Raw genomic sequence first — 16020 nt, forward strand, 5'->3', positions numbered from 1 at the left:
TCAAGGCGACGCTCAGCGGCAAGGCGACCTTCAAGGCCGGCTCGGTCACCGTGACCTGCTCGGTCTCCGTGTCCACCGGCACGGTTCCGGCCGCCCCCGGCAACCACAACCCGGCCGGCCCGGTGTCCTCGCCGATCTCCGCGCCGACGTACAGCTCCTGCACGTCGAGCATGGCCGGCGTGACGCCGACCGTCACCACCAGCGGCGCGTGGCAGGTGTCCATGCAGAACGGGGCGCCGATCACGGCGACGATGACCGTCCCGGCGGGCGGCCTCGTGCTCAAGACGAGCGGTCTGGCCGCCTGTACGGTCGTCGCCGCGCCCACCGCCGCGGCGAGCGTCCCCGGCGCCTGGGCCAACGGCGCCCCGCCCTCGCTGACCTTCACCAACGCCTCGGTCCCGGTCAAGGTCACCGGCGGGTTCGGCTGCCCGACCAGTGCGACCAGTTCGACCTTCAACGCCGTCTACACGGTGGCGGACACCACGGACCCGGCCCAGCAGATCACCGTGGCCCCGTAAGTCCGTACCCGTAAGTCCGTACGCCCACGATGCCGGGCGGGCCCGTCGCCGGACGGGCCCGCCCGGCATCTGGCATCGGCATCCGCTTGATCAGCCCTCCGGCGGACAGACGGACATACGACCGGGGGTTCGGGGGAAGGGAAGCCTCTGGCACATACATACCCAAACATGACAGAAGGCGAGGCGGACCCATGGACGGAATCGTGCTGCTGCGTGAGGACCACGCGACGGTCGAGAAGCTGTTCAAGAAGTTCGAGAAGACCGACGACGACGCTCACGCGGAGCGCCGGAGCATCGCCGATGAGGTGATCGAGGAACTGACGGCGCACGCCTGGATCGAGGAGCAGATCTTCTATCCGGCAGCGCGCGAAGGAGCGCCCGACACGAGCGATCACGTCCTGGAGAGCGTCGAGGAGCACCACGCGGTGGTGTGGATGCTCTCCGAGCTCAAGGACATGCCGCCCACCGACGAGCGCTTCAAGGCGAAGATGACCGTCCTCATGGAGAACGTCCGTCACCACGTCGAGGAGGAGGAGAAGGACTGGTTCCCCGAGGTCCGCAAGGCGCTCGGCCGCAAGCGGCTGGTCGAGCTGGGGGAACAGATGCAGAAGGCCAAGAGCGACGCTCCGCGCGATCCGCTCGCCGTTCCGAGCGCCACCGATGCCTGAGCGGGGCGCCCCGGAGATCCCGGTCTCCCTCGTCTCCTTGCGGGTCAACGGGACGTGGTTGTCGCTCCGGCTCGACAACCGCACCACCCTGCTCGACGCACTCCGCGAACACCTCGATCTGGTCGGCGCCAAGAAGGGGTGCGACCACGGCCAGTGCGGCGCGTGCACCGTCCTCGTCGGCGGGCGGCGGGCCAACAGCTGCCTGCTGCTCGCCGTGGCCTGCGACGGTTCCGACGTCACGACGGTGGAGGGCCTCGCCGAGGGCGAACGGCTCCATCCGGTCCAGGAGGCGTTCGTCGCCCACGACGCACTCCAGTGCGGATACTGCACTCCCGGTCAGATCTGTTCCGCGGTCGGCATGTTGGCCGAGGCCGCCGAAGGACATCCCTCGTACGCGACCGCCCCCGACCGTCTCGCGGCCGACAGCTCTCCCGGCCAAGGCGCGCCCGAGCCCTTCGACGCCCTGGAGATCAGGGAGCGGATGAGCGGCAACCTCTGCCGGTGCGGCGCCTATCCGAACATCGTCGACGCCATCGCGGAGGCGGCGAGGTCATGAGGCCCTTCTCGTACCTGCGCGCCGCGACGGCCGAGGAGGCACTCGACGCGTTCGCCGCCCGTCCGGGGGCTCAGTTCCTGGGCGGCGGGACCAATCTCGTCGACCTGATGAAGCTCGGGGTCACCGCCCCGGAGTTCCTCATCGACGTCAGCCGCCTCCCGCTGGACTCCGTCGAGACCACTCCCGAGGGCGGACTCCACATCGGGGCCACCGTGCGCAACAGCGATCTCGCCGCCCATCCGGTCGTACGCACGCGCTACACGGCCCTGTCGCAGGCCCTGCTGTCCGGGGCCTCAGGACAGTTGCGCAACACCGCGACCACCGGCGGGAACCTGCTCCAGCGCACCCGGTGCCCCTACTTTCAGGACACGTCGAAGCCCTGCAACAAACGCGAACCGGGCACGGGGTGCCCCGCCCGCGACGGCGTCCACCGCGATCTCGCGGTGCTCGGACACTCGGCGCACTGCGTCGCCACCCATCCCTCGGACATGGCGGTCGCGCTCGCCGCCCTCGACGCCACGGTCCAGGTGCGCGGGGCGGGCGGCGAGCGGACCGTCCCCGTCACGGACCTCCACCGGCTGCCCGGGGACCGGCCCGACGTGGACACCGTCCTGCGGCCGGGAGAACTGATCACCGGCGTGACCCTGCCGCCCCGCGCGGACGGCGGGCACAGCGGCTACCGCAAGGCCCGGGACCGTGCCTCGTACGCCTTCGCCCTCGCCTCCGTCGCCGCTACGGTGCGGGTCGAGGGCGGCCTCGTCCGGGATGCCTCGCTCGCCTTCGGAGGGCTCGCCCACCGGCCGTGGCGCGCCCGCGCGGCCGAGGAGGTGCTGCGCGGCGCACCCGCCACCGTGGAGACGTACGCGCGTGCCGCCGACGCCGAACTGGCGGCCGCCGAGCCCCTGCGCGACAACGCCTTCAAGGTGACGCTCACCCGAAACCTCACCGTGAATGTCCTGAGCGACCTCGCTTCCCGCGCCGAAGAAGGAGCCCGGCCCCCGACATGACCGACGCACTCTCCCAGGACACCGCCCTGCCGTCGCCGGGCGCGCCCCTCGCTCTCGATTCCGCCTTTCCGCGGCGCGAGGCCCGTGAGAAGGTCACCGGCGCGGCCCGTTACGCGGCCGAACACACACCACCCGACTGCGCCTACGCGTGGCCGGTGCCGGCCACCGTCGCGCGCGGGCGAGTCACGGCCCTCCACACCGCCGACGTCCTGGCGCTGCCCGGCGTGCTCGCAGTCCTCACCCACACCGACGCACCGCGCCTGGGCCCCTCCGACGACCCCACGCTCGCCCTGCTCCAGGACGACCGCGTGCCGCACCGCGGCTGGTACGTCGCCCTGGCCGTGGCGGACTCCCTCGAGTCGGCTCGCGCCGCCGCCGACGCTCTGCGCGTCGAGTACGACACCGATGAACACGACGTGCGCCTGACCGCCGACCACCCGCGGCTCTACACACCGGAAGAGGCCAACGGTGGCCACCCGGCCGTACGGGAGCGGGGCGACTTCGACGCGGCCTTCGCCGCCGCCGACGTCCGCGTCGACGCGACGTACACCATGCCGGCGCTGCACAACCATCCGATGGAGCCGCACGCGTCCACGGCATGGTGGACCGACGACGGCCGTCTGACCGTGTACGACTCGAGCCAGGGCTCGGCGACCGTACGGGACACCCTCGCGGGCCTCTTCAACGTGCCCGAAGACGCGGTCACCGTCCTGTCCGAGCACGTCGGAGGGGGTTTCGGCGCCAAGGGCACGCCCCGCGCCCAGGTGGTGCTCGCCGCGATGGCCGCCCGCCACACCGGCCGCCCGGTCAAACTGGCGCTCCCCCGCCACCAGCTCGCCGCCGTCGTCGGCCACCGCGCCCCCACCGTGCAGCGCGTACGGCTCGGGGCGTCCTCCGACGGGGTCATCACCGCGCTCGCCCACGAGGTGGTCACCCACACGTCCACGGTCAGGGAGTTCGTCGAACAGGCCGCCGTGCCGGCACGCACGATGTACACCTCGCCGAACAGCCGCACCACCCACCGGGTGGTGGCCCTGGACGTGCCGACCCCCTCCTGGATGCGCGCGCCGGGTGAGGCATCAGGCATGTACGCGCTGGAATCGGCGATGGACGAACTCGCCGCCGCCACCGGGATCGACCCCGTGGAACTGCGTCTGCGCAACGAACCGGCCGCCGAGCCCGACAGCGGCAGGCCCTTCAGCAGCCGGCACCTCGCCGACTGCCTCCGCGAGGGCGCGCGGCGCTTCGGTTGGGAAGGGCGCGAGGCCCGCAGCGGCGTCCGCCGCGCGGGCGACCTCCTCCTCGGCACAGGGGTCGCCTCGGCCACCTATCCCGTCCTCGTCAGCCCCTCGACCGCCACCGCGCACGCCGACCGGGACGGCTCCTACACCATCCTGGTCAACGCCACCGACATCGGCACCGGCGCGCGCACCGTGCTCGCGCAGATCGCCGCCGAGGTTCTGGGCACCCGCCCGGACACGGTACGGGTGGATATCGGACGGAGCACACTGCCCACCGCCCCGCTCGCCGGTGGCTCGTCGGGCACGGCGTCCTGGGGCTGGGCCGTGCACAAGGCCTGTACCGCCCTCGCGGGCAAGCTGCGCGCCCACTCCGGCGAGTTGCCTGCCGAGGGGTTGTCCGCGTCGGCGGACACGGAGGAGGAGGCCGGGCGGGAGTCGCCGTACGCACGCCACGCGTTCGGCGCGCACTTCGCGGAGGTCCAAGTGGACACCGTGACCGGCGAGGTCCGCGTCCGCCGTCTCCTGGGCGTGTACGCCGCCGGCCGGATCCTCAATCCCCGCACCGCGCGCTCCCAGTTCATCGGCGGGATGACGATGGGGATCGGGATGGCTCTGACCGAGTCGAGCACGATGGACGCGGGCTTCGGGGACTTCGCGGAGCGCGACCTGGCCGCGTACCACGTCCCCTCGTGCGCGGACGCGCCCGCGATCGAGGCGTACTGGGTGGAGGAGGACGATCCTCATCTCAACCCGATGGGGTCCAAGGGGATCGGCGAGATCGGGATCGTCGGCACCGCCGCGGCCGTGGCCAACGCCGTCCACCACGCGGTGGGTGTGCGGCTGCGAGATCTCCCGCTGACGCCGGACCGCCTGCTGCCGCACCTCGCCACCGCGCCTCACGCCTTCCCCTTGGCCGTGTCCGGAAAGTAGCGCCGTCTGTCCGCAGGGCAGGGCCGGCGGCGTCCGGTGCGTGCGATCGCAAGGCGGAGGGTCGCCCTCGTACTTGACCGTACTCGGGTGATCCCGACAACGCGGCGAGCGCGTACCAGACGCCGCGGGCCAAGCGGGACTTCACGGACACGGCCCAGGGAAGTCCGTACGAGAACGTCCGCAGGAAAGGGGTGAGGCGCCGCCGTCACCGACGGTGGTCGCCGAGATCCGGGTCGTGTTCGGGTGTGCTCCAGGAGTCACGGCCGTGCCGGGCGTTCGCCTGGGTCGGGTCGCCGACCGGACGGCGTCGGCGTGCGGCACGGCGGCTCCCCCAGTAGAAGGCGCCGAGCAGCACGCCGACGATCACCACGCCGATGGCGACGGCGAAGAGGAGGGCGTTGGAGCCGGCCGCCGCCAGCGTGACCGTGGAGTCGGCGGCAAGGGTGTGTGCGATCATGTTCGCCTTTCTCGGATCGGGCCCGCCCCGGCGCGCAGGCGCCGGGGCGGGTCACAGATGGGCGGGGCGGGGCGGTCACCAGTAGTGAGATCGGCCTCCCACCGCGTGCCCGGCGGCGCCGGCCACCCACAGCACCAGGCCGACGATCGCGAGGATCAGGCCTATGGTCCACAGAATGGAAATTCCTGTGACGAAACCGACGATCAACAGGATCACTCCGAGGATAATCACGACGACCTCCCAGCATCCCCGTGGAATGACTCCGCCGCGATTAGCGGAGCGATAAGGCACTGTGCGAATACCATCAACGACGCCATATCATTCGCGTTCCGCGGAAGATTGTTCTGAGACATCGGAACGGTCCTCCTCGGCGCCCTCACCGTCGGTGACGACCGCCTCGTCGGCCTCCCGGCGGGCTGCCTCGTCACCGCTCTCCCCGACCGCTTCGGACGGGGTGGTCTCGGAACCGCGGTCTTCGCGCTTGTCCTCGGTCATGTCGCGCTCCTTCGATGTCAGACGTCCGATTCGATGCCTTGAGGCGGCCAATGGCTCAGGACGGCGGATAGGGGGCCGCCTTGAGTCGCCGGGCGAGGTGCGCCGTGTTGGCGGCGAGCGTGGCGGTGGTACGGGCGGTGGCCTCAGGGGTCTTGTCGAGGTCCTGGTAGTCGGTGCCCTGCATGGCCTCCCCGACCCAGTAGGTGACCGCGCCGGGGGCGAGGGTGAAGCCGACGTCGTTGAGGCCCTGGAAGAGGTCGGCGCTGCTCTTGTGCGCGCCGTCCTCGTTGCCGACCACGCAGACGGCCGCCACCTTTCCGTAGGTGAGCAGGCGGCCCTCCTCGTCCGTCTCGGACAGTTCGGCGTCCAGCCGCTCCAGCACGCGCTGGGCGATGCTCGACGGGTGCCCGAGCCAGATGGGGGTCGAGAGGACGAGGATGTCGCACCCCAGGATCGTGTCCCGGATCTCGGGCCAGTCGTCCCCTTCGCCCATGTCCGTCTTCACCCCGGGCAGGACGTTCCGGTCGGCGACGCGGATCGTCTTGCCGGTGACACCGTGCTCGCCGAGGGCGGCCATGGTCTGTTCCGCCAGCAGTTGTGAGCTGGAGGGTGCGGGCGAGGGGGACAGGGTGCAGACGAGTGCGACCGCGCGGAGGGGTGTGGTGTCCATGGGTTCGCCGCTACCCCGCGACGCGTCCTCCATGTCACCGGACGCGGCATCTTGCGGCATATGGCAGAGCGTGGCAGCCCCCAGGCCGTGTCCGTACAGTACCGCCTGGCCCGCGGGCAGACGGCGCTGCTTTCCGGACACGACCCAGCCCCGCACCACCACATGGCTGCGTTCCGCCCCGACGTGTCGGGGCGGAACGCAGCCATGTGGCGGTGCGGGCGGATGTGAGCGGATGGGCGGATGCGGGTGGAGCTGTGGACGCGTCCGCCCCGCGCTCAGATCCGGCCGCGCGCGAGCCGGGTCAGCGGCCCGACCGGCGGCTTGGCCGTGGTCCGGCCGAGGGCGAAGGCGGCGCCGGCCACTCCGGCGACGCCCGCCGCGGCACCGGCCGCGATCGCCTTCCTCTCCTTCACGACCGTCCACGCGGTCGTGGCCACGGTGGCCGCCTTCGCGGCATTGGCCGTGACGACCTGCTGTCCGCTCTGCAGACCGTTCGCCGCCGCGCGGCCGACCCGCTTGGTGGCCTCGCCGGCGGAGCGCACACTCACCGGGGCGGACTTCTCCGCCTCCTGGAGCGAGGTCCCCGCCGCGTTCGCCGCCGCCGAGGCCTTCTCCCCGGTCCGCTTGGTGGCCGTCTTCCGGGCACGTGTGGTGCGGGAATTCTTGGTGTTGTCGCTCTCAGCAGTCATGTGATTCCTCCTTGCCGCTCAACCAGTCGTGAAACGCGGGGCGTTCTAACGAACCGAGTCGCGGGGAAGCAAAGACCCCAGCGGCCCCAGATCCAGATTCAGATCGTCCATCGAAAGGCCGTACCTCTCGCACAGCTCTTCCATTCGTTCGTGCAGAATCATCAATGTCATTCCGATGCGTTCCTCCTGTTCCTCGCTGAGGTCTCCCTGGTCGACCCGGTGCACGGCGGTGCGTTCCATCAGCTGGCGCAGCAGCTCGACCACGGTCAGGACGAGTTTGATGAGATCGCGTTCCACCGTGTCGGGGTCGGTGGCGAGCCGTCGCGCCACGCCGCCGGCCGCCGCGAGCCGCTCGTCGAGGTCGTCGACATGGACGGGGGCCGGGGTGGTCTCCTTCACCGCGGTGGCCTCCTTCAGGTGGGTTCGGGGGCCGGTCCGTCGCCCGTGGGCACGGTCGCCCAGGGCGCCGGTGCGTCCTCGGTGATCGACCTGATGACCGCGCGCAGGTTGATGTGGACCAGGTCGACGTCCGCGACGGACAGGACCAGGTCACCCGTCAGCACCGCTCCCCCGGTCAGGAGCCGGTCCAGCAGGTCGATGAGGGCCACCGGCGGCCCGGCGAGAGGTTCCGTGTCCTGGAATCCGGCGGTCTGAAGCGGTCCGCTCGTCACGAGCCGACCTCGTCACCGGTGGTGTCCGGTGTCGCGAACGAGTACGGAGCCCAGGGCCCGGTCACCTCGACGTGGACGCCCGGAGCACGCCGGCTCAGGGCGCCGACCCGCTCGCGGAACCGGTCCACCTCCCCGACGGCCACCAAGTACGCCTCGTTGGTGAGGTTCTCCCCGGCACGGCCCGCCAACTCCCCCTGCTGGGGGCGGTGCACCGCCCGCGCCCGGGCGAGCTCCCCGGCCACCGCCGTCGCCTCGGCGGCGATGTCGCCGGCGGCGCGGTAGAGATCCTCGGTACGCCGGCGCCGCGCCCGGCGCTGCGCCAGATACGCCCGTCCCGGCCCCGAGGGGGGCGCGGACGCCGCTGCCGGCCGGGGAGGGTCCGCGGCGGGCTCGGCGGCGCCCGGGTCGGCGTAGACCTTCACGCCCAGCTCGACGTGTCCGTCAAGCCCTGCCAGGAGTTCTTCGAAGCGCCGCCGCTCCTCGGTCAGCATGGCGACCACCCGGCTGTCGTCGCTGTAGACCGTCGCCAGGCGCAGGGGCAGTACGACCGTCTCGGCGAACGCGGCGTCGACGACGCCGTGATGCGCACGGGCGATCGCCTCCAGTGCGGTCAGATCCTCCAGCAGGACGCGCAGCGCCCGCTCGCCGAAGACGTCCGACGGGACAGTCGACACGAGGGCGACAAGCCCCTCGGCGTCGATCAGCCGCAGACCGTGACCTTCCACTCCGCTCAGACGGCCGACGGTACGGCGGAGCGCCGAGTCGTCGCGGCCGACGGCGTACACGTACGTCAGCTCGTGCCCGGTGCCGGCGGCGACCGGCGTCCGCCCCGCCGCCGCCTCGCGCGTGTTCACTTCGCGTACGTCCACCTCGCGTGTGCTCACCTCGTGCCCTCCTCTCGCTCGACCTCGCCGACGGCGGGGCCGAGCGCCGAACGCAACCGGTCGAGTTCGCCGCGCAGACGTTCGTTCTCCTCGGCGAGGATCTCTGTCCGATCGGCCTCCGCGGGCCGGCCTTCGACCGGCCGTGGCGGCCGGCTCGCCCGGGAGGAGAGCGAGGGGTCGTGCTCCCACCAGTCGATGCCCATCTCCTTCGCCTTGTCGACCGAGGCGACCAGGAGCCGGAGCTTGATCGTCAGGAGTTCGATGTCGAGGAGATTGATCTGGATGTCGCCCGCGATGACGATGCCCTTGTCGAGCACCCGTTCCAGGATGTCGGCGAGGTTCGCGGACGAGCCCTGATGGCCGGGGGCGGGTGTGCTGCGTGGTGGGGCCGCCAGGCGGCCTGCCAGTGAATCGGACACGGTGTCGTCCCTGTCTGCTTACGGGTGTTCTCGGTCGGCGGCGGTCATGAGCCGTTCCCGCGTCCGCGCCGGTACGCCTCGATCTCGTCGAGGCGGTCCAGCAGTTCGTCCTCCAGCCGGTCGAACTCTTCGGCGTCGATACGGGAGTTCTCCAGGTCGTCGACGAGCGCGGCCAGTTGTGCGCGCACCCGCGCGGGGTCGTAGTACTCCCGCTCCGCCGCGAGCAGCACCTGGTCGAGGACCCAGGCCGTGCCCCGGACGGGCGCCATCGGCAGGGTCAGGATGCTGGTGACGAGTCCCATGACCGGCACCTCCTCCCGATCGGGTCACACGAAGCTGTACGGCGGAAGCGGCCCGGTCAGGGTGAAGTTGTACCCCTCCCCCAGCCGTTCCGCCTCCTCCCGTACCGCTTTCAGGAAGCTGTCCGTCGACGCGGTCGGGACGAGGAACGACACGTTGAGGAAGTGGGTCGCTCCGGCTTCGGAACGGGAGAGGCGGGCCGCGGCGGGGGACAGGCGCTTGGTCGTCTCCTCCGCCTGGGCCTCTCCTCGGGCCGCCACCTCCCGGGCCACCAGCTCGCCGAGGGCGATCCGTTCGTCATGGGCTCCCGGATCGGTGCGCGTGCGCCGGTTGAGCTCCCTCGCCTGCTCGGACCCCTCCATGATCTCCAGGAGCATGTCCTTCTCGTCCCGGGCGGCCTTGAGGTGGTACTCGACATGGCCGTCCAGCTCGGTCAGCCGCTCCTGGTAGGCGGGGGCGTCGCGGCCCAGGACCTCGGCGACCCGCTCGTCGTCGGGTCCCAGCAGGCCGAAGCGCATGGGCAGGGTCGCCCCGTCGGCCATCAGGGCCTCCAGCACGCTCTCGTGTGCCACCACGTCGCGGCGCTTGGCCCGCAGGCCGGGCGGCGCGTCGCTGACGACGGCTGCCACGGGGCCGGACGTGACCGCGCGCAGGGGCGACGGCGGGTCGCCCACTCCCTGGAGGTCGTCGAGGCGCAGGGGATGGTCGGCTCCGGTGATGGCGTACACGTAGGTGGACACCCGTCACTCCTCTCGCTTGGCTGATGAACGGCTGGACGTGGAGGAGCGTGCCGCGCGCCGGCTCGGCTCCTCCTCCGAGTCCTCACTCTTGCGGTGCAGCGTGTCCGAGATCGCCTCGACGGCTCCGCTCAGTGCGCCTTTCGACTTTCCTTTGGCGCCGCTCTCGGTCATGTCGCCGACGATGTCGGTGAGTTGCGTCGGCGCCTTGCGACCGGATTCCAGGTCGAGCCGGTTGCACGCCTCAGCGAATCGCAGATAGGTGTCGACGCTGGCGACGACCACACGGACGTCGATCTTGAGTATTTCGATCCCGACGAGGGAGACGCGAACGAACGCGTCGATCACGAGACCTCGGTCGAGAATGAGTTCCAGAACGTCGTAGAGATTGCCCGAGCCGCTTCCGCCGCTCGTCGCGCTGCTCTGCTGGACGAGTGTCACGATGAAACTCCTTCCGTCAGCGGCGGTCGATCTGGCCCCGTGCGTAACGCCTCGTACGTTCGTAGGCGAGGAGCCGGCCCTGGGGGTCGAGAGTGACGTGGTACGACGCCATCACGGTCATGGTGTCCGGCACCTTTTCCAGTTCGACCACTTCCACGTCGGCCGACCATCCCTCGTCGGTGGATTTCACCGCCGAGACGGACCCCGGTTCGCACCGCAGGAGTTCGGAGAGTTGAGCGGAGGCCCTGCGCATCGCACTCGATATGTCGATGCGCTCTCCGGAATTCTTGCCATGTTCGTCGTCGTCAGTCGCTTTCATCATCCCGCCTGTTGGGCACAGAAGATCGGATTGGAGTCGCTCTCCATCCGCCGTCGATCGCTGCGGTTCACGTGCCCGTGACTTCCGAACGTATGCGTGATACGTCTCACGCCCACGTTTTCTCCGTGGTGACCCGCACGGTTTCCAGGCCGGGGCCCGCCGCGTCGGGGACGTTCATGCCGGCCTCGACTCCCGTACGGAGGTAGCGCAGCACGGGCTCGGTGAGCCGTTCCCCGGGCAGGACGGTCGGAACGCCGGGCGGGTACGGGGTGATCATCTCGGCCGCGACCCGGCCCGCGGCCGAGGCGAGCGGGACGTCCTCGGTGGCGGCGAAGTAGGCGTCGCGCGGCAGACGCGCCTGCTCCATGCGCAGCCCGGCGGGGTCCGGCACGTCGACGCGCGGAGCGGGGCGGAGCTTCGGTGCGTGGCGGACGAGGTCCCGTAGCGCGGTGATCAGGGCGCCGGTGGTCTCGTGGTCGTCGGCGTGGGTGAGCTGGGCGCTGATCCGGCGGTGGTCGAAGAGGTGGGGGTCGAGGTGGTGGTGCTCACGCAGCCAGTCACGCGGTGTCGTAGCCGCTGATGGCCAGTTCCCCGAGGTCGATGACGACCGGCAGCGGGTCGAACTCGGCGGCCCGTCCCGGTCCGCAGAAGTCGTCCGCGTCGTTGACGTGCAGTCCGTCGATGCGCTCGATCTCCGTACGGACGTGTCCGGCGAGCTCCAGCGTCCTGGTGAGCAGCTCGTGGCCGTGCCGGACCATCTGGCGCCGCCAGCCGTCGATGCCCGCGTACAGGAGCACGGAGGGGCTGGTGGTGCCCAGCAGGTCGGCGCGTGAGGCGAGGTCGGCCGGGTCGATCAGTCCGCCCTGGAGGTGTAAGACGGAGCCTTGTTCCAGGCCGCTGCCCATCTTGTGGATGCTGGTGACGCAGACATCGGCGCCGGCGTCCATCGCCCAGGGCGGGAGGTCGGGGTGGAACGGCAGGTGGGCGCCCCACGCCTCGTCCACCACGAGCGGCCGGCCCCGGCGGTGGCACACCTCGGCGATGGCGGCGATGTCCGCCGCGGATCCGTAGGGTGTCGGGCTCGTGACGAGGGCGCCCCGCGCGTCGGGATGCTCGCGGAAGGCGCGCTCGTAGGCCTCGGCGGAGGGCGGATGGGCGAGGTGCCGCTCGGGGTCCCAGGCCGGCTCGACCCAGACGGGCCGCAGGCCGCAGAGGATGAGCCCGGAGACGACGGACTTGTGGGCGTCCCTGCCGACCAGCAGCTTCTCGTGCGGAGAGGCGACCGTCAGCATGGCGGCCTTGCCGGAGAGGGAGCTGCCGCAGGTTGAGAAGTACGCGTGCTCGGCGTGCACGGCCTCGGCCATGAGGCGTTCCGCACGCTGCAGAACGTTTCCGCGGGTGCGCCGGTCGTCCAGCCCCCCGCTGGCCAGGACGTCTCCGTGGAACACCGCGTCGCCGAGGATCCGGCGCACCTCGGGGTCCGCGCCTCGCGCCTGCTTGTGTCCGGGCGGCGTGAAGGCGAGTTCCCCGGAGCGGTGGTAGTTCTCGAGCGCCTCCAGTACCGGCGCCTCGGTCTGGTCGTGGTGTTTCTCTTCCGTAGCCATCCCTCCCCGCTTCCCGGAGTACGCGGTTCCCGTACGCGCTTCCCCTGCGTCCGATTCGGTGTGATCCGTGGACGCCGAGGCGTCGACCGCCCGGCTCGGGTAAGGAGTGGTGGCATGACTCGCACCGATGACGCTGTGATCGGAACCGTCACCACCAAGGTCCCCGCCCGGCTCGACCGGCTGCCGTGGTCCCGCTGGCACTGGATGATCGTGATCGGCCTGGGCACCGTGTGGATCCTCGACGGCCTGGAAGTCACCATTGTCGGGAACATGGCCGGCAGACTCTCGGAGCCGGGCAGCGGGCTGCCGATCACCGACGCCCAGGTCACCGGCATGGCCGCCGCGCTCTACGTGGCGGGCGCCTGCTCCGGCGCCCTGTTCTTCGGCTGGCTGACCGACCGCTTCGGCCGCCGGAAGCTGTTCCTGATCACCCTCGCGGTCTATCTGGCGGCGACGGCACTGACCGCGCTGTCCACGTCCGTGTGGTGGTTCTTCCTGTTCCGTTTTCTGACCGGCTTCGGGATCGGGGGCGAGTACGCCGCCATCAACTCGGCCATCGACGAGCTGATCCCCAGCAAGTACCGGGGCCGGGTCGACCTGATCATCAACGGCAGCTACTGGCTCGGGGCCATGGGCGGCGCGCTGCTGTCCGTCGTGGCGCTCGACACCGACATCTTCCCCATGGACCTCGGCTGGCGGCTGAGCTTCGCGCTGGGCGTCGTCCTCGGTCTCGTCGTCCTGCTCGTGCGCCGGCACGTCCCCGAGAGCCCGCGGTGGATGTTCATCCACGGCCGCTCGGAGGGCGCCGAGGAACTGGTCTCGTCGGTGGAACGGCAGGTGGAGCGTGAGAAGGGCGTCCCGCTGCCGGAACCGTCCCGGGCGATCACCATCGAGCAGCGCCGCAGCATCGGTTTCATCGAGATCGCGCGCACGCTCTTCCACGCGTACCCGAAGCGGGCCGTGCTCGGCTTCGCGCTCTTCATCGGCCAGGCGTTCCTCTACAACGCCATCACCTTCGGCTTCGGTTCGATCCTGGTGAAGTTCTTCGACGTCCCCACGGGCAGCACGGGGTACTACTTCGCCGTCATCGCGTTCGGCAACTTCCTCGGCCCGCTCCTGCTGGGGCGGCTCTTCGACACGGTCGGGCGCCGGCCGATGATCGCGGGCACGTACATCGTGTCCGGTCTGCTGCTCTTCGGTACGGCGTGGCTCTTCGACCGGGGCAGCCTGGACGCGACGACGATGACGCTGTGCTGGTGTGTCGTCCTCTTCTTCGCCTCAGCGGGCGCCAGCTCGGCGTACCTCACGGTCAGCGAGATCTTCCCGATGGAGACGCGGGCGATGGCGATCGCGTTCTTCTACGCGATCGGCACGGCCGCGGGCGGTATCTCCGGGCCGCTGCTCTTCGCGGAGCTGACCGAGAGCGGGGTCGTAGGCGACGCCGTTCTCGCCTTCTGTGTCGGCGCGACGCTCATGGTCCTCGCGGGTCTCGTCGCGCTCTTCCTCGCCGTCGCGGCGGAGGGCAGGTCACTGGAGGACATCGCGACGCCGCTGTCGGCGACGGAGGCGGCGGAGGCGGCGGACGAGGACGGATCTCCTCCGGCCGCCCGCGTCGGCGGGTAGCCGCTCCGTCGTCGTACGCGTGATGCCTCCATGCCTGGATGTCATGCGGTCAGGGGCCGGTCGGCCGTCGGTGGGACGGCGGAGGCCGGCGGTGTGCCGGGCCAGGGCGTCCACCCGCGCGGCGAGGCCGGGGTGGCCGGCTTCGAGGTAGCGGCGGGTGCGGCCCGCACGCGCCGCTCGCCGGTCTTCCCTGCGTGGCCGGGCCGTAGGCGCAGACAGCGGCGTTCGGCGGCCTGGCGACTGGCCACGCCGAGCGGGTGGGCGATGTCCGCCCGGCGCGCGCCCGCCTCGCGGGCCGCTTCGATCGGTGCCGGTCCCCACCCGGGCGAGCTGCTCGCGCAGCGGGAGGAGGGCGGTCGGCGAGTCCCGCGAGCCCGCCCGCCGCGGCGCGGGACGTTTCCCGGCCGGCGGCGTGCGGCGGCGACGGTCAGCGCCTCTTCGAGCGCCGTCAGCGGCACCGAGGCTGCGAGACGGTTCGGTCCGCTCGGTCGGCCGGTCGGTCGGTCGAGCGCGCGAGGTGACGGACGCCCTTTCGCTGATGTCACCCTTCTGACGACACCCTACTTGTCGTCGCATGGATGACATGTTAGAACGGTGTCAGGTGAAGCGCATTGGCAGTTCCTGCCCGTACCGCTCTGGAGGTGTTTCGCGATGTTGATGCGCACCGACCCGTTCCGCGAGCTCGACCGGCTCACCCGCCAGTTCCTGGGCACGCCCGGGACGTGGTCCAGCCCCTCGGCGATGCCGATGGACGCCTACCGCGAGGGTGACCACTACGTGATGGCCCTCGACCTTCCCGGCGTCACGCCGGAGGCCATCGAGATCGACGTCGAGCGGAACATGCTCACGGTGAAGGCCGAACGCCGGCCGTCCGTGAAGGCCGACGACGTCCAGATGGAGCTGTCCGAACGGCCGCTGGGTGTCTTCTCCCGCCAGCTGATGCTGGCCGACACCCTGGACACCGAGCGCATCACGGCCGACTACGAAGCCGGTGTCCTGACCCTGCGGATCCCGATCGCCGAGCGTGCCAAGCCCCGCAAGATCTCCATCGGCGGGGACGTCGGCCGGAAGCAGATCGACAGCTGAACCGGCCGTCCGCCGTGGCGGAGGACGGGACGACGATCTCCCCCTCCCGTCCCGTCCTCCGTCCTCCGGTCCGGCTCACCGCGAGCTCGCGAGCACGCGGGCACACAGGCCGCGGCGACGACCGGGCCGTCTCCTTCCCTGATCGCGCCTCGCGCGAGGGTCACGGCAGCTGGCCCCGCGGGCGCGAGCCCTCACGAGAAAGGCACGCCACCCTTCCATGCCTGTCCTGTCCGAAGAGGCCCCGGTGGTGCGGGGCATGACGTACGACCAGATGCTCGAACGCGTCCGCTACGAGGGCGCGTACCCCACGCGCGAACGTGCCGAGGACACCGTGCTCGCCGTTCTCGCGGCCCTCGGCCGCCAGATCACCGGTGAGGAGCGCGTCGACCTCGCCGCCCGCCTGCCGGTCGAGGCCGCCCACGCCCTCGCGTCGCAGATTCCCGCCATCGAGCCGCTGACGGGCTGGGGCTTCGTCAAGGACCTCGCCGGCCGGATCGGCGGCACGCCCGCCACCGCGCGCTGGGACACCGGCGCCGTCCTCAACGTCGTCGCCGACCTCGCCGGGCCCGACCTCCTCGATCGCGTCCTCGCCCAGCTGCCTCCCGGCTACGGCCTGCTCTTCGGCCGCGCCGAACTCGCGCGGGCCGCCTGACCGTGCCGATCTCGCCGGGCCGCCCCCGGGCCGTCGGCTGGACGGCGACGGCT

General features: G+C 71.2%; 21 protein-coding genes and 1 pseudogene. 8 read left to right on the forward strand and 14 right to left on the reverse strand.

The annotated features are described in order from the left end of the window. The 5 genes from IE136_RS16410 to IE136_RS16430 all read left to right on the forward strand — a co-directional run. Positions 1 to 518: hypothetical protein (locus IE136_RS16410; protein WP_189600716.1), on the forward strand; the 518-nt coding region annotated here is incomplete at its 5' end. 191 nt (positions 519 to 709) lie between these two features. Further along, positions 710 to 1186 carry a hemerythrin domain-containing protein gene (locus IE136_RS16415; RefSeq protein WP_158993217.1) on the forward strand — a complete coding sequence of 159 codons (477 nt, stop codon included), beginning with the start codon at positions 710 to 712 and terminating at the stop codon, positions 1184 to 1186. Beyond that, entirely contained in the window at positions 1179 to 1742 is a 564-nt protein-coding gene (locus tag IE136_RS16420) for a 2Fe-2S iron-sulfur cluster-binding protein (RefSeq protein ID WP_158993215.1), read from the forward strand. Before IE136_RS16415 ends, IE136_RS16420 begins: the two co-directional genes overlap by 8 nt. Beyond that, on the forward strand, positions 1739 to 2749 hold the full coding sequence (locus tag IE136_RS16425) for an FAD binding domain-containing protein (protein ID WP_158993214.1): 1011 nt from the start codon (positions 1739 to 1741) through the stop codon (positions 2747 to 2749). The genes IE136_RS16420 and IE136_RS16425 overlap by 4 nt, the downstream gene beginning before the upstream one ends. Beyond that, positions 2746 to 4920, forward strand: coding sequence for a xanthine dehydrogenase family protein molybdopterin-binding subunit (locus tag IE136_RS16430; protein WP_189600717.1), 2175 nt, complete (start codon positions 2746 to 2748; stop codon positions 4918 to 4920). The genes IE136_RS16425 and IE136_RS16430 overlap by 4 nt, the downstream gene beginning before the upstream one ends. A 205-nt stretch (positions 4921 to 5125) precedes the next feature. Here IE136_RS16430 and IE136_RS16435 read toward each other — a convergent pair whose 3' ends face one another. The 14 genes and pseudogenes from IE136_RS16435 to IE136_RS16505 all read right to left on the reverse strand — a co-directional run bounded on the left by IE136_RS16435 (position 5126) and on the right by IE136_RS16505 (position 12606). Next, positions 5126 to 5377, reverse strand: coding sequence for a DUF6479 family protein (locus IE136_RS16435; protein ID WP_158993210.1), 252 nt, complete (start codon positions 5375 to 5377; stop codon positions 5126 to 5128). A 75-nt stretch (positions 5378 to 5452) separates the two neighbouring features. Continuing rightward, the gene (locus IE136_RS16440; RefSeq protein WP_189600718.1) at positions 5453 to 5608 is read right to left on the reverse strand and encodes a DUF6131 family protein; all 156 of its coding nucleotides are present in this window, start codon (positions 5606 to 5608) and stop codon (positions 5453 to 5455) included. Between the two features lie 87 nt (positions 5609 to 5695). After that, positions 5696 to 5872, reverse strand: coding sequence for a hypothetical protein (locus IE136_RS16445; protein ID WP_158993208.1), 177 nt, complete (start codon positions 5870 to 5872; stop codon positions 5696 to 5698). A gap of 55 nt (positions 5873 to 5927) precedes the next feature. Beyond that, positions 5928 to 6542 carry a flavodoxin family protein gene (locus IE136_RS16450; RefSeq protein WP_158993206.1) on the reverse strand — a complete coding sequence of 205 codons (615 nt, stop codon included), beginning with the start codon at positions 6540 to 6542 and terminating at the stop codon, positions 5928 to 5930. A 275-nt stretch (positions 6543 to 6817) separates the two neighbouring features. Then, positions 6818 to 7231, reverse strand: coding sequence for a hypothetical protein (locus IE136_RS16455; protein ID WP_158993204.1), 414 nt, complete (start codon positions 7229 to 7231; stop codon positions 6818 to 6820). Between the two features lie 45 nt (positions 7232 to 7276). Then, positions 7277 to 7630 (reverse strand): gas vesicle protein K, encoded by a 354-nt coding sequence (locus IE136_RS16460; protein WP_373309075.1) that lies wholly within the window; start codon positions 7628 to 7630, stop codon positions 7277 to 7279. A gap of 14 nt (positions 7631 to 7644) precedes the next feature. Continuing rightward, positions 7645 to 7902 carry a gas vesicle protein gene (locus IE136_RS16465; RefSeq protein ID WP_158993202.1) on the reverse strand — a complete coding sequence of 86 codons (258 nt, stop codon included), beginning with the start codon at positions 7900 to 7902 and terminating at the stop codon, positions 7645 to 7647. Then, the gene (locus IE136_RS16470) at positions 7899 to 8786 is read right to left on the reverse strand and encodes a GvpL/GvpF family gas vesicle protein (protein ID WP_229818891.1); all 888 of its coding nucleotides are present in this window, start codon (positions 8784 to 8786) and stop codon (positions 7899 to 7901) included. The genes IE136_RS16465 and IE136_RS16470 overlap by 4 nt, the downstream gene beginning before the upstream one ends. After that, positions 8783 to 9205: a gas vesicle protein gene (locus IE136_RS16475; RefSeq protein ID WP_189600719.1), complete on the reverse strand. Its 423-nt coding sequence runs from the start codon at positions 9203 to 9205 to the stop codon at positions 8783 to 8785. The genes IE136_RS16470 and IE136_RS16475 overlap by 4 nt, the downstream gene beginning before the upstream one ends. Before the next feature lie 44 nt (positions 9206 to 9249). Further along, positions 9250 to 9507 (reverse strand): gas vesicle protein GvpG, encoded by a 258-nt coding sequence (locus tag IE136_RS16480; protein WP_158993198.1) that lies wholly within the window; start codon positions 9505 to 9507, stop codon positions 9250 to 9252. 24 nt (positions 9508 to 9531) lie between these two features. After that, the gene (locus tag IE136_RS16485) at positions 9532 to 10245 is read right to left on the reverse strand and encodes a GvpL/GvpF family gas vesicle protein (protein ID WP_158993196.1); all 714 of its coding nucleotides are present in this window, start codon (positions 10243 to 10245) and stop codon (positions 9532 to 9534) included. Positions 10246 to 10248: 3 nt separating this feature from the next. Then, entirely contained in the window at positions 10249 to 10683 is a 435-nt protein-coding gene (locus IE136_RS16490) for a gas vesicle structural protein GvpA (protein WP_158993194.1), read from the reverse strand. Positions 10684 to 10699: 16 nt separating this feature from the next. After that, on the reverse strand, positions 10700 to 11002 hold the full coding sequence (locus tag IE136_RS16495; RefSeq protein WP_158993192.1) for a gas vesicle protein GvpO: 303 nt from the start codon (positions 11000 to 11002) through the stop codon (positions 10700 to 10702). Between the two features lie 106 nt (positions 11003 to 11108). Continuing rightward, positions 11109 to 12606, reverse strand: a pseudogene (locus IE136_RS16505) (aminotransferase class I/II-fold pyridoxal phosphate-dependent enzyme). 114 nt (positions 12607 to 12720) lie between these two features. Here IE136_RS16505 and IE136_RS16510 point away from each other — a divergent pair. The 3 genes from IE136_RS16510 (at position 12721) to IE136_RS16520 (ending at position 15967) form a co-directional block, all read left to right on the forward strand. Then, positions 12721 to 14229, forward strand: coding sequence for an MFS transporter (locus IE136_RS16510; protein ID WP_189600721.1), 1509 nt, complete (start codon positions 12721 to 12723; stop codon positions 14227 to 14229). A gap of 651 nt (positions 14230 to 14880) precedes the next feature. Then, positions 14881 to 15315: an Hsp20/alpha crystallin family protein gene (locus tag IE136_RS16515; RefSeq protein ID WP_158993188.1), complete on the forward strand. Its 435-nt coding sequence runs from the start codon at positions 14881 to 14883 to the stop codon at positions 15313 to 15315. Positions 15316 to 15532: 217 nt separating this feature from the next. Beyond that, a complete protein-coding gene (locus IE136_RS16520; RefSeq protein WP_229818892.1) occupies positions 15533 to 15967 on the forward strand; it encodes a DUF2267 domain-containing protein in 435 nt (144 codons plus the stop codon). Positions 15968 to 16020 lie beyond the last annotated feature (53 nt).

This window comes from Streptomyces lateritius (assembly GCF_014649715.1).
In the GTDB taxonomy this organism is placed as follows: Bacteria; Actinomycetota; Actinomycetes; order Streptomycetales; family Streptomycetaceae; genus Streptomyces; species Streptomyces lateritius.